The sequence below is a fragment of the Pseudomonas sp. UBA6315 genome (assembly GCF_002438125.1).
Lineage (GTDB): Bacteria > Pseudomonadota > Gammaproteobacteria > Pseudomonadales > Pseudomonadaceae > Aquipseudomonas > Aquipseudomonas faucium.
Genome location: NZ_DJTF01000081.1, coordinates 29,519 through 51,731 on the forward strand (window position 1 = coordinate 29,519; position 22,213 = coordinate 51,731).

General features: G+C 65.5%; 21 protein-coding genes. 11 read left to right on the top strand and 10 right to left on the bottom strand.

What is annotated here, in order from left to right; translation table 11 throughout:
• Positions 1-91 precede the first annotated feature (91 nt).
• The 6 genes from B3E94_RS11345 (at position 92) to B3E94_RS11370 (ending at position 6,453) form a co-directional block, all read left to right on the top strand.
• Entirely contained in the window at positions 92-697 is a 606-nt protein-coding gene (locus tag B3E94_RS11345) for a dimethylamine monooxygenase subunit DmmA family protein (RefSeq protein WP_286913568.1), read from the top strand.
• Complete coding sequence (locus tag B3E94_RS11350) at positions 694-1,662, top strand: PDR/VanB family oxidoreductase (protein ID WP_176510987.1); 969 nt, start codon at positions 694-696, stop codon at positions 1,660-1,662. Before B3E94_RS11345 ends, B3E94_RS11350 begins: the two co-directional genes overlap by 4 nt.
• A gap of 17 nt (positions 1,663-1,679) precedes the next feature.
• A complete protein-coding gene (locus B3E94_RS11355) occupies positions 1,680-2,720 on the top strand; it encodes a heme-dependent oxidative N-demethylase family protein (RefSeq protein WP_286913569.1) in 1,041 nt (346 codons plus the stop codon).
• Positions 2,721-2,795: 75 nt separating this feature from the next.
• On the top strand, positions 2,796-3,992 hold the full coding sequence (locus B3E94_RS11360) for an MFS transporter (protein WP_286913570.1): 1,197 nt from the start codon (positions 2,796-2,798) through the stop codon (positions 3,990-3,992).
• A 222-nt stretch (positions 3,993-4,214) separates the two neighbouring features.
• Positions 4,215-5,285, top strand: coding sequence for an enoyl-CoA hydratase/isomerase family protein (locus tag B3E94_RS11365; protein ID WP_286913571.1), 1,071 nt, complete (start codon positions 4,215-4,217; stop codon positions 5,283-5,285).
• A gap of 16 nt (positions 5,286-5,301) precedes the next feature.
• Positions 5,302-6,453: an acyl-CoA dehydrogenase family protein gene (locus tag B3E94_RS11370; RefSeq protein ID WP_286913572.1), complete on the top strand. Its 1,152-nt coding sequence runs from the start codon at positions 5,302-5,304 to the stop codon at positions 6,451-6,453.
• A 132-nt stretch (positions 6,454-6,585) separates the two neighbouring features.
• On the opposite strand, the gene B3E94_RS11375 is transcribed toward B3E94_RS11370, so the two are convergent.
• The 5 genes from B3E94_RS11375 to mntP all read right to left on the bottom strand — a co-directional run bounded on the left by B3E94_RS11375 (position 6,586) and on the right by mntP (position 10,262).
• Positions 6,586-6,714 (bottom strand): hypothetical protein, encoded by a 129-nt coding sequence (locus B3E94_RS11375; protein WP_286913573.1) that lies wholly within the window; start codon positions 6,712-6,714, stop codon positions 6,586-6,588.
• A gap of 66 nt (positions 6,715-6,780) precedes the next feature.
• Positions 6,781-7,737, bottom strand: coding sequence for a helix-turn-helix transcriptional regulator (locus B3E94_RS11380; RefSeq protein ID WP_176510831.1), 957 nt, complete (start codon positions 7,735-7,737; stop codon positions 6,781-6,783).
• Between the two features lie 186 nt (positions 7,738-7,923).
• Positions 7,924-8,655, bottom strand: a complete 732-nt coding sequence (locus B3E94_RS11385) for a hypothetical protein (protein ID WP_176510832.1) — start codon at positions 8,653-8,655, stop codon at positions 7,924-7,926.
• A 194-nt stretch (positions 8,656-8,849) separates the two neighbouring features.
• Positions 8,850-9,641 carry a histidinol-phosphatase gene (gene hisN / locus B3E94_RS11390; RefSeq protein ID WP_286913574.1) on the bottom strand — a complete coding sequence of 264 codons (792 nt, stop codon included), beginning with the start codon at positions 9,639-9,641 and terminating at the stop codon, positions 8,850-8,852.
• A 54-nt stretch (positions 9,642-9,695) separates the two neighbouring features.
• Positions 9,696-10,262 (bottom strand): manganese efflux pump MntP, encoded by a 567-nt coding sequence (mntP, locus tag B3E94_RS11395; RefSeq protein ID WP_176510834.1) that lies wholly within the window; start codon positions 10,260-10,262, stop codon positions 9,696-9,698.
• Positions 10,263-10,564: 302 nt separating this feature from the next.
• Between mntP and B3E94_RS11400 the strand changes: the two genes are divergently transcribed.
• Positions 10,565-11,455 carry a universal stress protein gene (locus B3E94_RS11400; RefSeq protein ID WP_286913576.1) on the top strand — a complete coding sequence of 297 codons (891 nt, stop codon included), beginning with the start codon at positions 10,565-10,567 and terminating at the stop codon, positions 11,453-11,455.
• 39 nt (positions 11,456-11,494) lie between these two features.
• Here B3E94_RS11400 and B3E94_RS11405 read toward each other — a convergent pair whose 3' ends face one another.
• The 3 genes from B3E94_RS11405 to ptrR all read right to left on the bottom strand — a co-directional run bounded on the left by B3E94_RS11405 (position 11,495) and on the right by ptrR (position 13,632).
• Positions 11,495-12,016, bottom strand: coding sequence for an acyloxyacyl hydrolase (locus tag B3E94_RS11405; protein WP_286913577.1), 522 nt, complete (start codon positions 12,014-12,016; stop codon positions 11,495-11,497).
• Positions 12,017-12,260: 244 nt separating this feature from the next.
• Complete coding sequence (locus tag B3E94_RS11410; protein WP_176510837.1) at positions 12,261-12,704, bottom strand: carboxypeptidase regulatory-like domain-containing protein; 444 nt, start codon at positions 12,702-12,704, stop codon at positions 12,261-12,263.
• Positions 12,705-12,765: 61 nt separating this feature from the next.
• Complete coding sequence (gene ptrR / locus B3E94_RS11415; protein ID WP_236236335.1) at positions 12,766-13,632, bottom strand: putrescine utilization regulator PtrR; 867 nt, start codon at positions 13,630-13,632, stop codon at positions 12,766-12,768.
• A gap of 105 nt (positions 13,633-13,737) precedes the next feature.
• On the opposite strand from ptrR, the gene B3E94_RS11420 reads away from it, so the two are divergent.
• Positions 13,738-15,123: an aldehyde dehydrogenase family protein gene (locus B3E94_RS11420; RefSeq protein WP_286913578.1), complete on the top strand. Its 1,386-nt coding sequence runs from the start codon at positions 13,738-13,740 to the stop codon at positions 15,121-15,123.
• A 123-nt stretch (positions 15,124-15,246) separates the two neighbouring features.
• Here the strand turns inward: B3E94_RS11420 and B3E94_RS11425 are convergent, their stop codons facing one another.
• Together B3E94_RS11425 and B3E94_RS11430 are read right to left on the bottom strand one after the other, a co-directional pair.
• Positions 15,247-17,154, bottom strand: a complete 1,908-nt coding sequence (locus B3E94_RS11425) for an AAA family ATPase (protein WP_286913580.1) — start codon at positions 17,152-17,154, stop codon at positions 15,247-15,249.
• A gap of 40 nt (positions 17,155-17,194) precedes the next feature.
• Positions 17,195-18,094 carry a helix-turn-helix domain-containing protein gene (locus tag B3E94_RS11430; protein ID WP_286913582.1) on the bottom strand — a complete coding sequence of 300 codons (900 nt, stop codon included), beginning with the start codon at positions 18,092-18,094 and terminating at the stop codon, positions 17,195-17,197.
• 150 nt (positions 18,095-18,244) lie between these two features.
• Between B3E94_RS11430 and B3E94_RS11435 the strand changes: the two genes are divergently transcribed.
• The 3 genes from B3E94_RS11435 (at position 18,245) to B3E94_RS11445 (ending at position 22,149) form a co-directional block, all read left to right on the top strand.
• The gene (locus tag B3E94_RS11435) at positions 18,245-19,603 is read left to right on the top strand and encodes a glutamine synthetase family protein (protein WP_176510841.1); all 1,359 of its coding nucleotides are present in this window, start codon (positions 18,245-18,247) and stop codon (positions 19,601-19,603) included.
• Positions 19,604-19,747: 144 nt separating this feature from the next.
• The gene (locus tag B3E94_RS11440; protein ID WP_176510842.1) at positions 19,748-20,839 is read left to right on the top strand and encodes a polyamine ABC transporter substrate-binding protein; all 1,092 of its coding nucleotides are present in this window, start codon (positions 19,748-19,750) and stop codon (positions 20,837-20,839) included.
• 14 nt (positions 20,840-20,853) lie between these two features.
• Positions 20,854-22,149 (top strand): NAD(P)/FAD-dependent oxidoreductase, encoded by a 1,296-nt coding sequence (locus B3E94_RS11445; protein ID WP_286913584.1) that lies wholly within the window; start codon positions 20,854-20,856, stop codon positions 22,147-22,149.
• Positions 22,150-22,213 lie beyond the last annotated feature (64 nt).

The following is a 22,213-nucleotide window of genomic DNA, read 5'->3' on the forward strand; positions in this document are numbered from 1 at the left end:
CGCGTTCGCCATAAAACATATAACACAATAGGTAATATGGCTTTGCGCGCCAACCGCGCGCCCTGCCAGCACCTGCACGAGGTGAAACACCATGCTCATCACCGGCATCAAGAGCCGCCCGGTCTATGACCGCCTGCAGCCGATGGCCAGTGGCCTGCGCCACCTGGTCGCCGGCCAGGGCAGCGGCGGCACGGCCATGCTGCGCCTGATCGGCGACATGACCGCAGCCCAGCGCCAGGCCAGCACCCTGCTCTACTCCACCGAGACCTTTTCCGGGCACAACCACCTGGCCGAACTGCGCAAGGCCGACGTCGGCGCGCTGCAGGTGTTCGACAGCAACCAGGCACTGATCGACGGCCTGCGCCAGCTGCTCGGCAGCGCGCACATGGGCACCCGGCTGTACCTGAGCGGCTCGGAAAGCTTCATCGGCACCACCATGCAGGCGGCCAACGCGGTGGACCTGAACCGTGACGAGGTGCTGCGCGAACACAGCGGCACCCTGGTGCGGCGCGTGTGGTGCGCGCACTGCGACACCTACACCGAAAACGTCACCCACCGCGTGTTCACCTGCCCCGGCTGCCAGCTGGACCTGGTGGTACGCGACCACTATTCGCGCCGCCTGGCCGCCTTCCAGGGCATCAAGGCCGACGGTGAAGTCCCGGGCGAAATGCCAGCTGCCGAGGAGCTCGACACGTGAACACCCATAACGGAACCCTCAGCGTGCGGGTCACCCGCATCGAGACGCTGACCCCGGAAATCAAGCGCTTCACCTTCGTCGACCCGCACGGCAAGCACCTGCCGGCGTTCTCCGGCGGCAGCCATGTGGTGGTGGTGATGCAGGACGGTGACAAGACCCACCGCAACGCCTACTCGCTGATGGGCTCGCCCTACGACTCCAGCGCCTACCAGATTGCCGTGCGCCGGGTCGAAGGCGGCCGTGGTGGTTCGCGCCACCTGCACGAGCAGGTCGAGGAAGGTGCGCTGCTGCAGATCCTGCAGCCGGCCAACCTGTTCCCGCTGGCCAAGCACGCCCGCCAGCACGTGTTCATCGCCGGGGGCGTGGGCATTACCCCGGTGTACTCGCAGATGGAAGAGCTGCACATCAAGCAGGCCGACTTCGAGCTGCACCTGGCCGTGCGCGGCCCCGAGCACATCGCCCTGGGCGAGGAGCTCAAGGCCCGCTATGGCGAGCGCGTGCAGCTGTATGTGCAAGGCGTCGATGCGCGCATGGACATTCGCCAGATCCTCGCCGAACGCCCGCTGGGCAGCCACGTGTACGTGTGCGGCCCGGACAGCATGATCGACGACACCCTCGACAGCGCCCGCGCCCTCGGCTGGACCGACAGCCACATCCACTACGAGCGCTTCGTCGAGCAGGGCTCCAGCGGCCAGCCGTTCAGCGTCACCCTCGCCCGCCAGGGCGTGACCCTCGAAGTGCCGCCCGACCAGTCGCTGCTCGAAGCCGCCGAACAGGCCGGCTACAAGGTGCCCTACCTGTGCCGCGGCGGCGCCTGCGGCTACTGCGAAACCGAAGTGCTGGAACTGGACGGCGAGCTGGACCACCGCGACGACTGGCTGAGCGAGCAAGACAAGCTCGAGCGCCGCAAATTCATGCCCTGCGTATCCCGCGCCACCTGCAGCCGCCTGGTCGTAGACCTCTGAGACGAGAACAAACCATCATGACCGTATTCAAGCCGATCGAAACCTACTGCGACGACTACACCTACAGCAACAGCCGCGAGGCGATCCTGCGCCTGCCCTTCCCCTACCCGGAAGACCAGTACATGTACTCGATGAACGTCGAGCCCCATGTACCGTTCGGCGTCGGCGCCCTGCGCGCGCAGTTCGACATCGACGAGCACTACATCTCCGAGTGCCATCACCGCGCGCACACCCTCGACAGCCAGCCGGGCGTGCACTACGCCGCCCTGCCGCACATGATGGAAGCGCAGTGGGACCTGCTGGAGCTGCTGATGGAGTCCTACTCGCGGGACTTCCCCGAGCACTTCACCCTGGAGAAGAACGGCAGCCAGTGGCACTGGATCAACCGCCCGCTGCAGATCGACCAGACCTTCACCTTCGGCGACGCCAGCACCCTGCCGATGGAGCCGATGGAGTACATCACCCGCCAGGCCCAGGGCGAGTTCATCCTTCTCGAAGAGCGTGACGAAACCCTGGTGATGGGCGCCGGCATGGCCACCCAGCGCGCCGACTACTCGCTGCGCTTCAACTTGGGCATGAGCTTCATGGAGTTCCACGGCCCGGTGCCCAAGCTGCACGAAATGGGCATCCTGCAGCGCGCCCTGAAGTTCCTGCTGCGCCTGCGCCCAGGCCACCCGGTGCGCCGCACCAACTGGTCGATCACCGTCAACCCGCGCCTGGAAACCTCGGCCGAAACCCTGCCGGACTGGGCCCCGGACCGCACCATGGTGACGCCGGAGAACGCCGGCGAGCTGGTCAACCTGCGCATCGAGCTGCAACCGTTGCACCGCCTGCCGCGCAGCAACGCGGTGCTGTTCCCGGTACGCACCTACCTGGTCAGCCTCAAGGAGCTGGCCGAGGCCGCACCGCAGTGGGCCAAGCGCATGCACCGGGTGATCCGCGACCTCGACCAGGAGCTGGTCGACTACAAGGGCTTCACCCGCTACCGCGATGCCATGGTGGCGTGGCTGTCGCAGTACGACGACGGCACGCCTGTCGACGAAAGTCTGCAGCAGTAAACCTTTAGCCCACGAGCGCGCCATACTGGCGCGCTTTTTCGTAATGCCATGCATGCCAACCAGGGATCACCCCCGATGAAAAAAACAATACGCAATGCCTTGCCCGAAAGCTGGAGCCTGGTGTTCTCCGCCGCCGCCTCCGCCTATGGCGTGGGGCTGCTCGGCCTGTGGGCGCTGCCGTTTCTGATCAGCGCCATCATCAATGACCTCAAGCTCAACGAAGCCCAGGCCGGGCTGCTGATGTCGGCCGAGTTCATCTTCACCATGCTCGCCTCCTTGCTGGTGGCGCCGTTCATGGGCCGCGCCCCGCGCCGCAGCCTGGCGCTGGCGGGCACCCTGCTGGCGATTGCCGCGAACCTTGCAAGTGCGCACGTGACCGACCTCTATGCCCTGGGCGCCGTGCGCTGCGTAGCCGGGGTCGGTGCCGGCCTGGCGCTGGCCTGCGGCAATGCCTGCGTGGCCAGCGCGACGCAGCCCGACCGCATCGCCGGGCACATGAACATCCTCTCGGTGCTGCTGATGATCGTGGTGATGCTCGGCTATGCCAAGGTGATGGCGCTGTTCGGGCTGGCCGGGCTGTACTATGCGATGGCCGCCACCATGGCGCTGATGCTGCTGGCGATCCCGGCGATGGAGCAGCGTGCGCCGCGTGCCGACGCCACGCACGCCACGCCCCAGGGCTCGAGCAATGTGCTGCTGAGCTTGCCGGCGATCTGCATGATGCTGGCGATGTTCGTGTTCCAGGCCCGCGACACCATGGGCTGGGCGTTCGTCGAGCGCATCGGCACGCTGGTGGGCTACAGCGGTGACGAGCTGGGCATGCTGCTGTCGTTCCAGTCCTTCATCGGCCTGATCGGGCCATTGCTGGCGGCGATGATCGGCAAGCGCTTCGGGCTGAGCACGCCGGTGATCCTGGCCATCCTGCTGACCGGCGCAACCAGCCTGTGCTACGTGCTGGGCGAGCATTCCAAGCCCATGTACACCATGGGTGTGATGACCATCTGCATTACCTACTTCTATGCCTTGAGCTACCTGACCGGGCTGGCCGCCGCGCTGGACCGCGAAGGGCGTGTGGTGGCTGCGGCGAGCAGCTTCCTGAGCCTGGGGCTGGCGGTGGGGCCGGCGATTTCCGGCGGGCTGATTTCGCTGGGCGGGTTCAGCCTGGCGGCCTGGGGCATTGGCGTGACCGTGGTGCTGACCTTGCTGCTGGTATCCATCCCCTTGGCGAGCATTCGCCGCGAGCACGCCCCCGCAGCCCTGGCTGCCGCCTGACCCCCTCCTTTGCGCACCGGGCAAGCAAGGCTTGCTCGGCTGCCGCACGGCGCTGCTAAAGTGGCGTCAGCGGTTCGGAACGCGCACCGATAAGGCAAAAATGCAGGGTCGCCCTGCACTTTTGCCAATTGTGTACGGCAAATTCGCATGACACGATCCTGCGATACGCCAGCGCACTCCAGACTTCACTTGGAAAATCAATAACAAAGCAGGGAGAACGCGATGACCGCGCACGCTCACACCTCGGCAACGGCTCATGTACTGGCCGAGGTCCGCAACCAGATTGGCCACCTCACCCTCAACCGCCCCGCCGGCCTCAATGCCCTGACCCTGGACATGGTGCGCAGCCTGCGCCAGCAGTTCGACCGCTGGGCCGACGACCCGCAGGTGCTGGCCGTGGTGCTGCGCGGCGAGGGCCCCAAGGGCTTCTGCGCCGGCGGCGATATCCGCTCGCTGCACGACAGCTACAAGGCCGGCGACACCCTGCACGAAGACTTCTTCGTCGAGGAATACGCCCTCGACCTGCTGATCCACCGCTACCGCAAGCCGGTGCTGGTGCTGATGGACGGCTTCACCCTCGGCGGCGGCATGGGCCTGGCCCAGGGCTGTGACCTGCGCGTCGTCACCGAACGCAGCCGGCTGGGCATGCCCGAGGTCGGCATCGGCTACTTCCCGGATGTGGGCGGCAGCTACTTCCTGCCGCGCATCCCGGGCGAGCTGGGCATCTACCTGGGGGTCAGCGGCGCCCAGGTGCAGGCCGCCGACGCGCTGTACTGCGGGCTGGCCGACTGGTACGTGCCCAGCGGCAAGCTCGCGGCCCTGGATGAAGGGCTGGACCGCCTTAGCTTCACCGGCAACCCGCTCAAGGACCTGCAGAACCTGCTGGCCAAGCTCGGCAGCCAGACGCTGGACGATGCGCCACTGGAAAAGCTGCGCCCGGTCATCGACCACTTCTTCGCCCTCCCCGACCTGAGCGCGATCATCGAGCAGCTGCGCGCGGTGAGCATCGGCGACAGCCACCAGTGGGCGCTGGCCACCGCCGACCAGCTGGAAAGCCGCTCGCCGCTGGCGATGGCGGTTACCCTGGAGATGCTGCGCCGTGGCCGCCACCTCTCGCTGGACGACTGCTTTGCCATGGAGCTGCACCTGGACCGCCAGTGGTTCCAGTACGGCGACATCATCGAAGGCGTGCGCGCGCTGATCATCGACAAGGACAAGCAGCCGCGCTGGAACCCGCCGACCCTGGCCGGCCTGCAGCGCCAGCGGGTCGACCAATTCTTCGAAGGCCTGTGAGCCTGGGAGTACACAGATGCAAGACCTGGAACTGAGCGAAGAGCAGATCATGATCCGCGACATGGCCCGGGATTTTGCCCGCGGCGAGATCGCGCCGCACGCCCAGGCATGGGAAAAGGCCGGCTGGATCGATGACGGCGTGGTGCGCAAGATGGGCGAGCTGGGCCTGCTCGGCATGGTGGTGCCGGAAGACTTCGGCGGCAGCTTCACCGACTACGTCGCCTACGCCCTGGCGGTCGAGGAAATCGCCGCCGGTTGCGGCGCCACCGGGGCGATGATGAGCATCCACAACTCGGTGGGCTGTGGCCCACTGCTGGCCTATGGCAATGCCGAACAGCAACAGGCGTGGCTGCCGCGCCTGGCCAGTGGCGAGGTGATCGGCTGCTTCTGCCTGACCGAACCGCAGGCCGGCTCCGAGGCGCACAACCTGCGCACCCGCGCCGAGCTGGTGAACGGTGAGTGGGTGATCAATGGCGCCAAGCAGTTCGTCAGCAATGCCCGCCGTGCGGGGCTGGCCATCGTCTTCGCGGTGACTGACCCGGAGCTGGGCAAGAAAGGCCTGTCGGCATTCCTGGTGCCGACCGACAACCCAGGCTTCAAGGTTGACCGCAGCGAGCACAAGATGGGCATCCGCGCCTCCGACACCTGCGCGGTGACCTTCGACAACTGCCGCATCCCCGCCGCCAACCTGCTGGGCGAACGTGGCAAGGGCCTGGCGATTGCGCTGTCGAACCTCGAAGGCGGGCGTATCGGCATTGCCGCCCAGGCGCTGGGGATCGCCCGCGCGGCGTTCGAGGCGGCGCTGGTGTACTCGCGTGAGCGGGTGCAGTTCGGCAAGCCGATCAACGAACACCAGAGCATCGCCAACCTGCTGGCCGACATGCAGGTGCAGGTCAATGCCGCGCGCCTGCTGATCCTGCATGCCGCGCGCCTGCGCAGTGCTGGCAAGCCGTGCCTGTCGGAGGCCTCGCAGGCGAAGCTGTTCGCCTCGGAGATGGCCGAGCGGGTGTGCTCGATGGCGATCCAGGTGCATGGCGGGTATGGGTACCTGGAGGATTATCCGGTGGAGCGGCATTACCGGGATGCGCGGATCACGCAGATCTATGAAGGGTCCAGCGAGATTCAGCGGATGCTGATTGCGCGGGAGTTGAAGCACTATCCCTTGTAGGGCTGCTGCGGGGGAAGGCTTGCTGTGGGAGCGGGCTTGCCCCGCGAAGCTGGCACCGCGGTGCATGGCAAGGGCTTCGCCCTTGTTCGCGGGGCAAGCCCGCTCCCACAGGTCATTGCAGTGTCCATGCGCTCAGCGGCGTTGTTTGAAGGTTTCCGACGGCAGCTCGCCAAAGCGCTGGCAGGTGCCCATGTAGGGCTGCTGCGGGGAAGACTTGCTGTGGGAGCGGGCTTGCCCCGCGAAGCTGGCACTGCGGTGCATGGCAAGGGCTTCGCCCTTGTTCGCGGGGCAAGCCCGCTCCCACAGGTCATTGCAGTGTCCATGCGCTCAGCGGCGTTGTTTGAAGGTTTCCGACGGCAGCTCGCCAAAGCGCTGGCGGTAGATTTCGGCAAACCGCCCCAGGTGCAAAAAGCCATAATCCATCGCCAGCTCGGTCACGCTGCGCACCGTGCAGCTGCCATCGCCCAGGCACGCATGCACCCGCTCCAGCTTGCGCTGGCGCACGTACTGCTTGGGCGTGGTGCCCAACTGCCGGTCGAACAGCGCATATAAAGAACGCACGCTCATGCACGCCTGCTCGGCCAGGGTCTCGGCCGCCAGCTCCAGTTTCAGGTTGCGCTCGATGTAGTCGAGAATCCGCTCCAGGCTCGCACCCGGGCTGGCCAGGCGCTCGCGGCGGATGTTGGTGCTCATCAAGGTCAGCAGCTTGCTGGCCACGATCTCGCTGTAATGCCCCTGCACCCGCGGCAGCGAATCGCTCACCTCGGCCTCGTGGCAGACCATCGCCAGCAAGTTGACGAAACCGTCCAGCTCATCGAGCCGGTAATGGTTGCGCAAAAACCGCACGCCGCCGTCTGGCCGCTGCCAGCGTTGCTCCTCGCAGATCGAGTCGAGCAGCCGGGTCGGCAGCTTGAGAATGAATTTTTCGCAGTCGTGCGAATACGTCAGGTCGACCGGGTCGTCCGGGTTGATCAGCAGCAGCTCGCCCGGCACCAGGTGGTGCTCGCGCTGGTGGCCGCGCCACAGGCAGTTGCCGCTGAGCAACACCTGCAGGTGGTAGATGGTTTCCAGGGCGGGCGAGGTGACCCGCACGCTGCCGCCGTAGCTGATGCGGCACAGGTCGAGGTCGGCGAACTTGCGGTGGCTGAGGCTGGCCTGGGGGTGGGTGGTGCGCGACAGGCCGATGCAATGCTGGCCCACGTGCCGGTTGACGTAGTCGGACACGGCATACGGGTCGGCGTGATGGAACACGCTACTGCGCTCGCTCAGCAGGCGGCTTTCCATAGGCAAGGCACTCGGTATCGTTATTGTTCTGGTCGCCGCTGCCTACTGGCCGGGGGCCGGTGGTCGCGGTCGGTCACGGTCCTGGCGATACACTAAGCAAAAGGCCGGGGTTGGGCAATGCGATCTGTGGATTGGCTGGGCGGATAGCGCCCGGCGGTACCAGGCGTTGGGGCGATTATCGGCCGCTTACTGCACCGGCAGGAAGTTCATCAACAAAAGGCTCTGCGCATAGTTGAGGCCGATACGCCGGTAGCGCTCGTCGAGCAGCTCGGCCAACAGGTCCAGGCGCGCGACGACCTTGCCGAATTCCACGGCAAAACTCAGGTTGCTGCCCGCCTCGGAAATCTCGTTGGAGAACAGCAGCAGCACGCCATTGGCATCCTGGCGCTGGCTTAGCATCCAGGTCGCCTTCTCGATATTGCGCGCAGCGTTGTTGATGAACAGCGGGTCGAGGGTATCGGTCATGTAGAACTCGGTGCGCCCGCCATGGGCGGTCACCAGCATGCTGCCGATGGCGTAGATGAAGGCACCGACCCGGTCACCGCGAAACTCTGGGCTCAGGGCATAGCTCAAGGCAGCCAAGTCGCGGCGGTTGCCCAGCTGCGGCAAGGGTTGGCGCTGCTCGATGGCCAGGCGTATCTGCCGTTCGGCCGTGGCGGTGTCGAGGTAGCCGGAGAGCGTCAGCTGGTTGGGGTTGCGCAGGTACAGCTTGTTCATCAGCAGGTACAGGCTCTGCAGGTTGTCGCGCATGGACAGCGTGGCCAGGCGATCGACGCTGGTCTGGAACAGCTCGCTGGGCTTGCCGTTGCCGAACTGGCTGACGATGTCATGGCCTTGTTGCTGGGTACAGGCGCCCAGGCAGGCCAGGGCGCCTGCCAGCAGCAGGCGGGGGATTTTCAGGGGTTTGCTTGCAACCATCGGCACCGGGACAGGGTCGGCGGCCGCTCTGGGGATCGGCGTGGCCTGGCCAAGCATAGAGCCCGGAAATGGGAAAAAGTGCGATGGGGGGTGCCTGTGATAGCCTCATCGCCGGCAAGCCGGCTCCCACAAAGTACAGGCTGGCCGCAAGATACCTGTGGGAGCCGGCTTGCCGGCGATGCGGCCAGTGCAGGTCACATGGCGTGGCGCAACATCTGCACCACCTGCGCATGCAGCGCCGGGTCACCACAGGCCACCACGCACCCGCCATCCTGCGCACTGCTGCCGTCCCAGGCGGTGATCACCCCGCCCGCCCCTTCGATGATCGGCATCAGCGCCTGCACGTCATAGGGCTGCAGGCTCGCCTCGACGATCACATCGACAAAGCCCGACGCCAACATGCAGTAGGCATAGCAATCACCGCCATAGCGCATCAGCCGCGCCTGGCCGGCCACGGCTTCGAAGGCGGCCTTGCGCTCGGCGGTGTCGAACATGTCCGGCGTGGTGCACATCAGCGTGGCCGCCGCCAGGTCGGCGCAAGCACGGGTTTTCAGCGCCGTGCCACTGCGCCAGGCGCCGGCCGGGGTACCGACGAAGCGTTCGCCGGTGAACGGCTGGTTCATCACCCCCAGCACCGGGCGGCTGCCGTCATTGAGCGCAATCAGCGTGCCCCACAGCGGCAGGCCGGTGATGAAGGCGCGGGTGCCGTCGATCGGGTCGAGCACCCAGGTCAGCGGGCTGCTGCCCACCGCCACGCCAGCCTCTTCGCCGAGAATGCCATGCTCTGGATAGCGTGCCTGGATCAGGTCGCGCATGGCATCCTCGGCCGCCTTGTCGGCCACGGTCACCGGGTCGTACAAGCGCCCGCCCTTGTCCTCGACCTCAAGGCTGGCACGAAAATACGGCTTGATCGCCAGCGCAGCGGCATCGGCCAGCTGTTCGGCGAAGGCTTGGAATTCGCCGATCTGTTCAGCGCTCAGGGACATGGGGCAGGCCTCGTGGGAAATGTCGGGGCTGCATCATACCCGACGAGCCGCGTATTACACCGCTGTCAGGTGCTCGTAGAGGATGGTCGCACCGACCAGCATCAGCACGATGCCACCGACGATCTCGGCGCGCTTGCCCACCACTGAACCCAAGGCTCGCCCAAGCATGGTGCCAATGGTCACCATGGTCATGGTCGCCAGGCCGATCGCGGCGGCCGCCACCCAGATATTCACATCGACGAAGGCAAGGCCCACACCCACGGCCAAGGCATCGATGCTGGTGGCAACGGCCGTCACCGCCAGGATCCAGAACGAGTGCTGGCTCTGTTTCTCTTCTTCTTCGTCATCGGGCTTGAGGCCTGCATGCACCATGTGCGCGCCCAACAGCAGCAACAGGGTAAAGGCGATCCAGTGGTCCCACTGTTCGACATACTGGCTGGCCGCCTGGCCCAGCAGCCAGCCGATGACCGGGGTGATGGCCTCGATCACGCCAAAGATCAGGCCGGTGCGCAGGGCTTCGGCCAAGCGTGGCTTGTGCAGGCTGGAACCTTTGCCGATGGCGGCCGCGAAGGCATCGGTGGACATGGCGAAGGCAAGGAAGATGAGGGAAATGGGATTCAACGATCAGACTCCAGCCAGGCAACGAGTCAACGACAGACGACCTGCAGGCCCGGCTTGGCTGCAGGAAGGTCGTTGGTCTCGCCAATCCGGGTGGATGCGCTGGCCATGGCAGGTTGCCAAATATGTTGACCAGAGCGCCTTCGCAGGGCGCGAAGGCAGGCTACTCCCCAAAGAGTGGCGCGATGATACCAGCGCCCGGTGAAAAAAGCGCGAAAGGTTTTGCCGGGCGCAAGCGGGGCTAGACTGTACAGACCAGATGACATGGCATGAACCGGGGGGCTGCCCACACGAGGAGGTGTGCGATGAGCCAGTTCAAGCGTTTGTTGGTCATGCTCGGCCCGCAGATGCGCCACACGCCGGCGCTGCAACGCGCCGCGGCGTTGGCCGAATCCAACGGCGCACTGCTGGATATCAACGTGTTCGTCGACGATGTCGACACCTTTGGCCTGATGAGCGACGGCCGTGAGCGCGAGCGGCTGCTGGCCGACAACCGCCAGTGGCTGGCCGATCAGGCCGAGCAACTGGGCAATGCCGGGCTCGATGTGTCCACCGAATTGCTGCTCACCCGCGACCCGCTGGGCAGCGCGCTCGAACGCATCGAACAGCTGGGCTGCGACCTGCTGGTCAAGGATGTGCAGCACGAGCCGGTGCTCAAGCGCCTGCTGGTCACGCCACTGGACTGGCAACTGCTCAAGGACAGCCCGGTGGCCGTGCACCTGGTCAGCGACATCCGCCTACCCCTCCCCCGGCAGATCGCCGCGGCGGTCGACCTCAATAGCCATGGCAGCGGCGAGCACCTGGACGAACAGGTGATCCACTGCGCCCATGCCCTGGCCCTGCAGTGCAATGGCGAACTGCACCTGCTGCACGTGTGCGATGCGGCCAAGACCCACATTGCCGACTTTGGCGCCGGCACGGTCACCATGCCGGGCTTCGAGGGCAGCGTGCGCACGGCCCAGCGCGCGGCGTTCAACCGCCTGGGCGACCATCACCAGATCCCGCTGGAGCGCCGGCATTTTCTGGAGGGTACGGCGATACGGGCGATCGCCCAGTTCGTCAGCCACAGCCGCATGGATGTGATCGTGATGGGCAGCCACCGGCACGACGCGATGCAGACGTTCCTCGGGGGCACCACCGCCCACGTGCTGGAACATCCGTTGTGCAATGTGCTGGCGTTGAAAGCGATGCGCTGAGCCGCGCAAGGCTGGGGCCGCGAGGCGGCCCCGTGCGGGTCAGAAGCCCTTGCTGTAGAACAGCGAGTACGACTCGATGCCGTCGTTCGGCTGCTTGAGGCCGGCGTTGGAATAGTGCATGGCACGGATGCCGACCTTCTGCTCGCCCGGCAGCTTCAGGCCGAAACCGATACGGTCTTCGAAGTTGACCGACGAACCCAGGCGCTGGTCGCCCACGTCGGTCTTGGAGAAGGCCGCCAGGCCAATGCCCGCCTCGATGTAGGGGGTGTAGGTGAAGCCGCTGAACTCGTAGGTGAATACCGGGCTGAACGACAGCGAGTGGGCGCCGCTGGCGTCGCCGCCTTCCCAATAGGTGTAGGCGGCATCCCAGTAGCCGGAGACGAAACCGGTGCTGCTTTGCATCCATTTCTTGTCCCAGTCGAACGACATGCCGATACGGTAGGTCATGTCGCCCTGGCTGGTGGCGCCTACGGCTCCGGAGATCTGCGCAGCCTGGGCCAGGTTGGCCCCGGCGAGGGCCAATACGGCTACAGCCAGCGAAGCGGCTAGACGGGTTTTCATCGATGACTTCTCCTGATGGTCAACACGGGCTTGTGGGGGCTTGGGCCCCTCGACTTTTTTGTGACCGATGCATCCAATCGGTCACAAGAGGTAATACTTTTCTGATTATTGTCCAGATAATCAGAAAGTTGAAAGTGAATTGCCACTAATGGCTAATTTCTCTTGCAGCGCCTTATCTTGAGCGTATTCAAGCGTCCGTTTGCAGCCGTGGAGTACAGGTGTACTCCACGGCAACTTTCCTCCATTAACGCCAGTTCAGGCTTACCGTGGCCGGCGCCTTGCCGCTCACGGTCACATGCTGCTGCACCGTGGTGCCGCCCGCCTGCCCGACCACTTTGTACTGGCCCGGCGGCAACTGTACGTAGAGCAAAGGGCCGGCATCCTGCACGCTCAGCAGCGACTTGCCTTGGGCGTTCTGGATATCCACTGCAGCGCCACTTTCGAACTGACCGCTGGGCCCAGCCGACAGTTCCACGTGCAGGTCATAGCCCGGCGTCTTGCGCAGGGCGTTGGCTTCATCCTGGCCAATACCGCCTTCCAGGTAGCGAATGCCGTTTTGCTCCTGCGGCTGCAGTTGCACGGCTTGCATGTTGATGGGGGCATTGAGGTCCGCGGCGGCGGCGAGGGTCCAGGGCATTGCCAAAGCCAGCAGCAGTGCAGCGCCCAGGGCATGGGGATGGTTACGCATGGTCAGCTCCTCCTTGTGGAGATGGCTTACCTGATATTGGATACCTGGCCTGTGGCCAGGTTCACGCCGCGCGGCGCTCCTCGAGCAATTTCACGAACATGCTCAGGCTGCGCGACACGGTGCCTCGGCGCCACACCAGCCAGGTCTTGAGGTAGCGGAAATCTTCCGACATCGGCCAGGCGCTGACCGTGCTGCAGCCGGGCATGTTGTCGAGCATGCTGCGCGGCAGCATGGCCAGGCCCGCGCCTGCGCTGACGCAGGCAAGCATGCCGTGGTACGACTCCATTTCATGGATCTTGCCCGGCACCGCCTGGTCCTGGACGAACCAGTTCTCGAAGTGGTGGCGGTACGAGCAGTTGGCGCGAAAGGCGTAGATGCTTGCGCCATTGACGTCCTGGGCGCGGCGCACCGGGGCGTGGTTGAGGGGCGAGATGATGACCATCTCCTCTTCGAACACCGGCATGCCTTCGAGGGTGGGGTGCAGCACCGGGCCATCGACGAACGCCGCTACCAGGCGCCCGGACAGCACGCCTTCGAGCATGGTCCCCGACGGCCCGGTGGAGAGGTCGAGGTCGACCTTGGGGTAACGCTGGTTGTACGCCGCCAGCAAGGCCGGGATCCGCACCGCCGCAGTGCTTTCCAGCGAGCCCAGGGCGAAGGTGCCCTGCGGGTCTTCGCCGGCCACGGTCAGCCGCGCCTCGTGCACCAGGTCGAGAATGCGCCGGGTGTACTCGAGGAAATTCCAGCCCGCCGGCGACAGGCGCAGGCGGCTTTTTTCGCGGATGAACAGCTCGACGCCGAGGTCTTCTTCCAGCTGCTTGATGCGCGTGGTCAGGTTCGACGGCACCCGATGGATGTGCTGGGCGGCGGCGCTGATGCTGCCCTGCTCGGCCACGGCCTTGAAGATCTCGAGTTGCACCAGATCCACAGTCATTCTCCAAACGTGAATGTTTCGCTCATTATTATTCAGTTTTCATTAAAGCCATAGCCCACTAGTCTGGCCCCACTGATCAACAACAACGAGTGCCCCGCCATGAGCGCCATCAGCAGCCTGACCCACGCCATCTCCGTCGACCCCTTCACCGGCGAACAGATCGGCAGCTACCCCTTCGACACCGATGCCGCACTGGAAGCGGCATTGCAACGTGCCAAGCTCGGCTACCGCCAGTGGCGCCAGGTGTCGCTGGGTCAGCGCAGCGAATACCTGCTCGCCCTGGCCAGCACCCTGGAAGCCAAGGCCGAGGCCTTCGCGCAGATGATCAGCCACGAAATCGGCAAGCCGGTCAGCCAGGCGCGCGGTGAAGTGAGCAAGTGCGTGGGCCTGTGCCGCTGGTACGCCGAGCACGGCCCGGCGATGCTCGCCGCCGAACCGACCCAGGTGGAAAAGGCGCGCATCGAATACCGCCCGCTGGGCCCGATCCTGGCCGTGATGCCGTGGAACTTCCCGGTCTGGCAGGTGCTGCGTGGCGCGGTACCGGCGATCCTGGCCGGCAACACCTACGTGCTCAAGCACGCCCCGAACGTGATGGGCAGTGCTTACCTTTTGGGTGAGCTGTTCAAGGATGCCGGCGTGCCGCAAGGTGTGTTCGAAGTGCTCAACGTGACCCCCGAAGGCGTCACCCGCGCCATCAGCGACCCGCGCATCGCCGCCGTGACCCTGACCGGCAGCGTGCGCGCCGGCATGGCCATCGGTGCCCAGGCTGGCGCCGCGTTGAAGAAGTGCGTGCTCGAACTGGGCGGCTCCGACCCGTTCATCGTGCTGGCTGACGCCGACCTGGATGCTGCGGTCAAGGCCGCCGTGATCGGCCGTTACCAGAACACCGGCCAGGTCTGCGCCGCCGCCAAGCGCCTGATCGTCGAAGAAAGCATCGTCGAGGCGTTCACGCACAAGTTCGTCGAAGCCACCCGCCAGCTGAAAGTCGGCAACCCGCTGGAAGACGACACCTACATCGGCCCGATGGCCCGCTACGACCTGCGTGACGAGCTCGACGGCCAGGTCCAGGCGACCCTTGCCGAAGGCGCTACCCTGCTGCTGGGCGGCAACAAGGTCGAGGGCGTGGGCAACTTCTACGCACCGACCGTGTTCGCCAACGTGACCCCGCAGATGACCGCGTTCAAGCAGGAGCTGTTCGGCCCGGTAGCGGCGATCATCACCGCCCGTGATGCCGACCACGCCGTGGAGCTGGCCAACGACAGCGAGTTCGGCCTGGCCTCGACCATCTACACCGCCGACTATGCCCTGGCCGAGCGCATGACGGCGGCGCTGGATACCGGTGGCGTGTTCATCAACGGCTACTGCGCGTCCGACCCCCGCGTGGCGTTTGGCGGCGTGAAGAAGAGCGGTTTCGGGCGCGAGCTGTCGCACTTTGGTGTGCGTGAGTTCACCAATGCCCAGACCGTGTGGCTTGATCGTAACTGAGTTGTACTTTGGGGCTGCTAGGCAGCCCTTCCGCGACACAAGGCCGCTCCTACAGAGGATCGCCTAATACCTGTAGGAGCGGCCTTGTGTCGCGATAGGGCCGCGAAGCGGCCCCAAAAGATCTCAATCGCGAACCTGGTCCTTGACCCAGTCCAGCATCCCCCCCGGCACGATCAGCTCATGCCGCGCCCGCGAACACGCGGTGTACAACCCCGCCAGCAGCCGCGCCCGTTCATTGCGATTGCCCGCCGTGGCCGGCGCAACCATCAACTCCGGCGACACCATCACCCGGGCAAATTCCATGTTCTTCACATCGCGCACGCGGCCCAGGAACAGCTTCGGCGCCTTGTCCCAGCGGTAGCGGCTCTTGGCCTTGGCAAAGTGCTCGGGCGTGTAGCCCTTGCGCAGCATGTTGGCCACCGCGACAAACGCCTTGTCATCGCCCTTGTCCTGCTCCAGCGCCTGCCAGCTGGGGTAGCGGAACAGCATCGGGTGGCGCGGCCGGGTGCCGTAGCGGTACAGCTCGATGCAATCCTCGACGAACAGCTCGAAGTCCTTGCGCGCGCTCTGCAGCAGCACGAACGGCACACCCTGGTGCGTCAGGCGCTGGAACCAGCCGAACAGCCCCCACTCGTCGTCGACGATCAACGCCGTGGGCTGCTCGGGCACGGCCACCGCATCGAAGAAGCTGACCCGGGTGTAGTGCTCGGCGCTGCCGCTGAAGGCCGCCTGGATGGCCGCCGGGTGTGCCTGGATCAGCGGGTTGAGCACGCCGTCCATGGCCGGCCCGGCGCGCAGCGAATGGTCGATGTAGCGTTGGCGAATGAAGCCGCCATGGTGTGGGCTCAGGCCATTGAGGTTCTGCAGCTCGTCACCCAGGGCGATGATCGATTGCGGGCTGCGATCGAGCACGGCAAGCATCGGTGCGGACAGCTCGTGGGCTTCGTCGACGATGACGTGGCTGTAGCGGCTGTCGATCACCTCGGCGGTCAGCGACAGCAGCTTGACCCGGTGGTAATCGCGCACCGGCAGCTGGATTTCCCGCGCCGAGGGGCGGGTCAGCTCCTGCCAGTACAGCCGGGCCTTTTCCAGCAGCACTTGCTGGTCCAGCGGCGTGGTGCCGGGGCCGGCCCAGGGCAGATGGTGCAACTGCAACTGGCTGTCGCCGCTGCGGCAGAAACTGCGCACGGCCTTGATGCACAGGGCCACCACATCGCGGGCCGCCAGCGGGCCGATGTCGGGGATCGCCAGCCATTTCACCACCTGCGCTTCCTGCGGGCGCCAGGAAAGCTTGGTGCGGTACGGGTCGCGCAGGCGCCAGCCGTTGCTGGTCAGGTCGCGGTTGAGGATTTCGTCGGCCAGTTGGCCGAAGGTCATCGCCGTGTAGGCTGCGGCATCCTTCACCCGCGCCTGCAACGCGCGCAACTGGCCCTCGGTCAGGGCCAGCAGCAAGGTGCGCTGCGGGTCGAGCAAACGAGTGAATTGCTGAATCAGGAAGGTTTTGCCGGTGCCGGCAAAGCCCTGCACTGCCACCGATTCGTCGACGCCGGAGAGGAACTCGCGCAACAGGCGGTTCTGCTGGTCGCTCAGGCGCAGGTCACTGCCCAGGCCTGGCAAATGCACCGGGTGCAGCGGCGTCACCCGCTGGCGGTAGCTGTCGGCGAACTGGAAGTTCCACTGGCCTTCGCCGTCCTGCCACTCATCGGCCGGGTAGTCGACCTCTGGCGACACCAGCCCGACGCCATTCTCGCCCAGCATCCCCAGGCCCATGGCAAAGGCTTCGCGGTCAAAGTGCTGGGCCACCTGGCCCTGGAAGCGGCCCGGCGCTGCCGCCTCGACTTCGTTGGCGATCCGCACGATTTCTGCAAAACGCCGCTCCTGGACGTCGGCCGAAAGGCTGGCGGGTTGGCGTGGCAGGTTCTGCACGAACAGCACCGCAGCAGCCTCGAAGAGGCTGGCGGTGTGGAAGAAGTCGGTAGGTTCGCTGGCGAGGCGGTCGGCCTGGTCGCTGGGCAAAGGCAGGTAGAACATCGAAACCTCGGGTAATAACTGCCGGGCACGATAGCAGGTTTCAGGCCCGGCTGCGCTTGAGGGTCTCGCTCGGTAACTCCTTGAACAACTGCCTGTAACTCTCTGAAAACCTTCCCAAATGCCAAAACGACCAACGCATGGCGACCTCTGCCACGGTCATCTCGCCACCGCGCAGCAGGTCGCGCCGCGCACCGTTCAGGCGGCGCAAGCGCAGCCATTGCGCCGGCGGCATGCCGGTAAAGGCCTTGAAGGCTTCCTGCAACTGGCGCAGGGAAACCCCGGCCACTGCCGCCAGCTCCACCAGGTTGAGGGTTTCTTCCGGGCAGTCCGCCGCCCATTCGCTGACCCGCTGCATGATCCCCCGCTCCACCCCGCGCCGTCCCAGGGCGCCGCCCTGCAGGCGCTGGCAGGCATTGTCGAGAATGAACAGGCAGTCTTCCAGCAACTGCTCGGCCAGCGCCTGGCCTTCGAGCGGGCAATCGGCTTCGCCCAGGCGCGTCAGGGTGGCACTGAGCCAGCTGCCGAACAGCGCATTCTGGCCGCTGCCCAGCGGCACCATGAACAAGCCTTCGAGGCGCTGTGGGTCGAGGCCATGGCGGGCCAGGAAGGCCTGGTCGAACACCACCGCCACTTCCTGGTAGTTCTCCGGCGTGATCCAGATATTGCGGCTTTGCTCGTTGAGCAGGTACAGGCTGTTTTCGCTGCGGTCGAAGCAGAACGCCAAGGCGCCGCTGGGCGCCCGGAAGAACTGCTCGACACGGGTGTTCAGGCATTCTTCGTACACCTCCACGCCATCGAGCCCCAGGCAGCGCAGCTGGCCGCTGAAATGGCCCGGCGACATCTGCCGGTACTGCTGCTGCCAGCCGGGGGTGGCGCGCACCAGCTCGGTGACATCGGTGGTGTTGAACGCTTGAACTTGCAAGGCATTGGGCGTGTTCACGCTTGGTCCTATTTGCACTCTTTTGGTGCATTCATTGCCGAATAAAGTGGATAGATGGCCCGTGGGGGCTGCGACCAAGATAGTCGCCAGCACGCCGTGTGGGAAGGTTCCTTCACGCAAGTGCCACAAAAACCCAACCAAGAGGTCTGTATGAACGCCCCCTTCGATCAGCTGTCCACCTGGCTGAAAGAGCACCGGATCACCGAAGTCGAATGCGTGATCAGCGACCTGACCGGCATCGCCCGCGGCAAGATCGCACCGACCGCCAAATTCCTCCACGAGCGTGGCATGCGCCTGCCTGAAAGCGTGCTGCTGCAGACCGTCACCGGCGACTATGTCGACGATGACATCTACTACAGCCTGCTCGACGCTGCCGACATCGACATGGTCTGCCGCCCCGACCCGACTGCGGTGTACCAGATCCCGTGGGCGATCGAGCCGACCGCCATCGTCATCCACGACACCTTCGACAAGCAGGGCAACCCGATCGAGCTGTCGCCGCGCAACGTCTTGAAGAAAGTGCTCAAGCTCTACGCCGACAAAGGCTGGCAGCCGATCGTCGCGCCGGAGATGGAGTTCTACCTGACCCAGCGCTGCGAAGACCCGGACCTGCCCCTGCAGGTGCCCATGGGCCGCTCCGGCCGCGCCGAAAGCGGGCGCCAGTCGTTCTCCATCGATGCCGCCAACGAATTCGACCCGCTGTTCGAGGACGTCTACGACTGGTGCGAACTGCAAGGCCTGGACCTGGACACGCTGATCCACGAAGACGGCCCGGCGCAGATGGAGATCAACTTCCGCCACGGCGACGCACTGGACCTTGCCGACCAGATCACCGTGTTCAAGCGCACCATGCGCGAGGCGGCGCTCAAGCACAACGTGGCCGCTACCTTCATGGCCAAGCCGATCACCGACGAGCCGGGCAGTGCCATGCACCTGCACCAGAGCGTGGTCGACATCGCCACCGGCAAGCCGGTGTTCGCCAATGAAGATGGCAGCATGAGCGAGCTGTTCCTGCATCATATCGGCGGCCTGCAGAAGTACATCCCCAAGCTGCTGCCGATGTTCGCGCCGAACGTCAACTCGTTCCGCCGCTTCCTGCCGGACACTTCGGCCCCGGTCAACGTCGAGTGGGGCGAGGAAAACCGCACCGCCGGCCTGCGCGTGCCGACTTCCAGCCCCGATGCGATGCGCGTGGAAAACCGCCTGCCGGGCGCCGACGCCAACCCTTACCTGGCGATCGCCGCGAGCCTGCTGTGCGGCTACCTGGGCATGGTCGAGAAGATCGACCCGAGCGCACCGGTGCAGGGCCGCGCCTACGAGCGGCGCAACCTGCGCCTGCCGATCACCATCGAGGACGCCCTGCAGCACATGGAAGACTGCGAAACCGTGCAGCAGTACCTGGGCAAGCAGTTCGTCCAGGGCTACGTGGCGGTCAAGCGCGCCGAGCATGAAAACTTCAAGCGCGTGATCAGTTCCTGGGAGCGTGAGTTCCTGCTGCTCAGCGTGTAACGCATCGCCGGCAAGCCGGCTCCCACAAGGCAGATGCTGCCCTCAGGCCCTGCACTGTACCTGTAGGAGCTGGCTTGCCAGCGATGGGCTGCAAAGCAGCCCCAACACACCGCATTCAAAGAACAAGACCAACGAGGTGTACACATGCGTCATCTGCAAACCCTGATTCCCGCCGCATTCACCCTGCTCTTCGGCGCGGCCGCCGCCCAGGCCCAGCCCAGCGTCAGCGTGTACAACTGGACCGACTACATCGGCGACACGACGCTGGCCGACTTCCAGGCCAGCAGCGGGATCAAGGTGGTCTATGACGTGTTCGACTCCAACGAAACCCTGGAAGGCAAACTGCTCGCAGGCCGCACCGGCTATGACGTGGTGGTGCCTTCCAACCACTTCCTGGCCCGCCAGGCCCAGGCCGGTGCCTTCCTGCCGCTGGACCGCAGCAAGCTGCCGAACTGGAAGCACCTGGACCCCAAGCTGCTGCAGCAGCTCGAGCAGAATGACCCCGGCAACCAGTACGCCGTGCCTTACCTGTGGGGCACCAACGGCATCGGCTACAACGTCGACAAGGTCAAGGCCGCGCTGGGTATCGACCATATCGACTCCTGGGCGGTGCTGTTCGAACCCGAGAACCTGAAGAAGCTCAAGCAATGCGGCGTAGCCTTCATGGACTCGCCGGACGAGCTGTTCCCGGCGATGCTCAACTACCTGGGCATGGACCCGCGCAGCGAGAAGACCGCCGACTACGCCAAGGCCGAGGCGCGCCTGCTCGAACTGCGCCCCTACATCACCTACTTCCACTCCTCCAAGTACGTGTCCGACCTTGCCAACGGCGATATCTGCGTGGCCTTCGGCTACTCCGGCGACGTGTTCCAGGCCGCCAACCGGGCGATCGAAGCCAAGAACGGCGTGAAAATCGCCTACAGCATCCCCAAGGAAGGCAGCAACCTGTGGTTCGACCTGCTGGCCATCCCCAAGGATGCGCAAAACCCTGAACAGGCCCTGGCCTTCATCAACTACCTGCTCCAGCCAGAGGTGATCGCCAAGGTCAGCGCCACCGTCGGCTATGCCAACGCCAACCCCGACGCCAAAGCCTTCATGGACCCGGCGCTGGTCGACAACCCCGAGATCTATCCGACCCAGGCGGTACTCGACAAGCTGTACATCTCCAGCACGCCGAGCCCGCAGATCATGCGGGTGATGACCCGCTCCTGGAGCAAGATCAAGTCCAACCGCTGAGCCGAGAACGCGCCATGCCTTTCGATACCCAACACACTGCGTCGTACTACGCCGCCACGGCGCGCAACACGGCGCCCTACCCCAGCCTCGACGGCGAACTGACGGCCGACGTGTGCGTGGTCGGCGGCGGCCTGACGGGGGTCAACACCGCCCTGGAGCTGGCTGAGCAGGGCCTCTCGGTGGTCCTGCTCGAAGGCCGGCGCATCGGCTGGGGCGCCAGCGGGCGCAACGGCGGCCAGCTGATTCGCGGCATTGGCCACGACGTCAGCGGCTTTGCCCGCTACGTCGGCCAGGACGGCGTGCGCTACCTCAAGCACGCCGGCATCGATTCGGTGGCCCTGGTGGCCAGCCGCATCGCGCGATATGGCATCGACTGCGACCTGCGCTGGGGCTTTTGCGAACTGGCCAACACGCCTGCCCAGTTCGCCGCCTTCAAGGAGGAGCAGGACGACCTCGCCGCCCTCGGCTACCAGCACGAGACACGCCTGGTGCCGGCGGCGCGCATGCACGAGGTGGTCGCCAGCGACCAGTATGCCGGCGGCCTGATCGACATGGGCTCGGGCCACCTGCACCCGCTCGACCTGGTCCAGGGCGAAGCACGTGCCGCCCATGGCCTGGGGGTGCGCATCTTCGAGCAGAGCCCGGTGCTGCGCATCGAGCACGGCCCCACGGTGACCCTGCACACCGCCCGCGGCAAAGTGCGTGCGCGCAGCCTGGTACTGGGCTGCAACGCCCACCTGGATGAACTGGAGCCGCGGCTGAGCGGCAAGGTGCTGCCGGCCGGCAGCTACGTGGTGGCGACCGAGCCGCTGCCCGAGGCCCTGGCCAGCACGCTGATCCCGAAGAACATGGCCCTGTGCGACCAGAAGGTCGGCCTGGACTACTACCGCCTGACCGCCGACCGCCGCTTGCTGTTCGGTGGCGCCTGCCACTATTCAGGGCGCGACCCCAAGGACATCGCCGCGTACATGCGTCCCAAGGTGCTGAAGGTGTTCCCGCAGCTGGCCGAGGTGCGCATCGACTACCAGTGGGGCGGCATGATCGGCATCACCGCCAACCGCTTCCCGCAGGTGGGCAGGCTGAGCCAGCACCCGAACGTCTACTATGCCCAGGGCTATTCCGGGCACGGGCTGAACGTGACGCACTGGACGGCGAAGTTGCTGGCAGAAGGCATCGCGCTGGGCCACAGCCAGGGGCTGGACGTGTTCAGCGCCGTGCCGCACCTGACCTTCCCGGGCGGCAAGGCGTTGCGCTCGCCGCTGCTGGCGCTGGGGATGTTGTGGTATCGGTTGCGCGAGGCGTTGGGGTGAAGGTTGTTCTGGGGCGCTCGGGTTGGGGGCGGTGGTGTAGGTGAGATCGCGCGCCGCCCGCGCG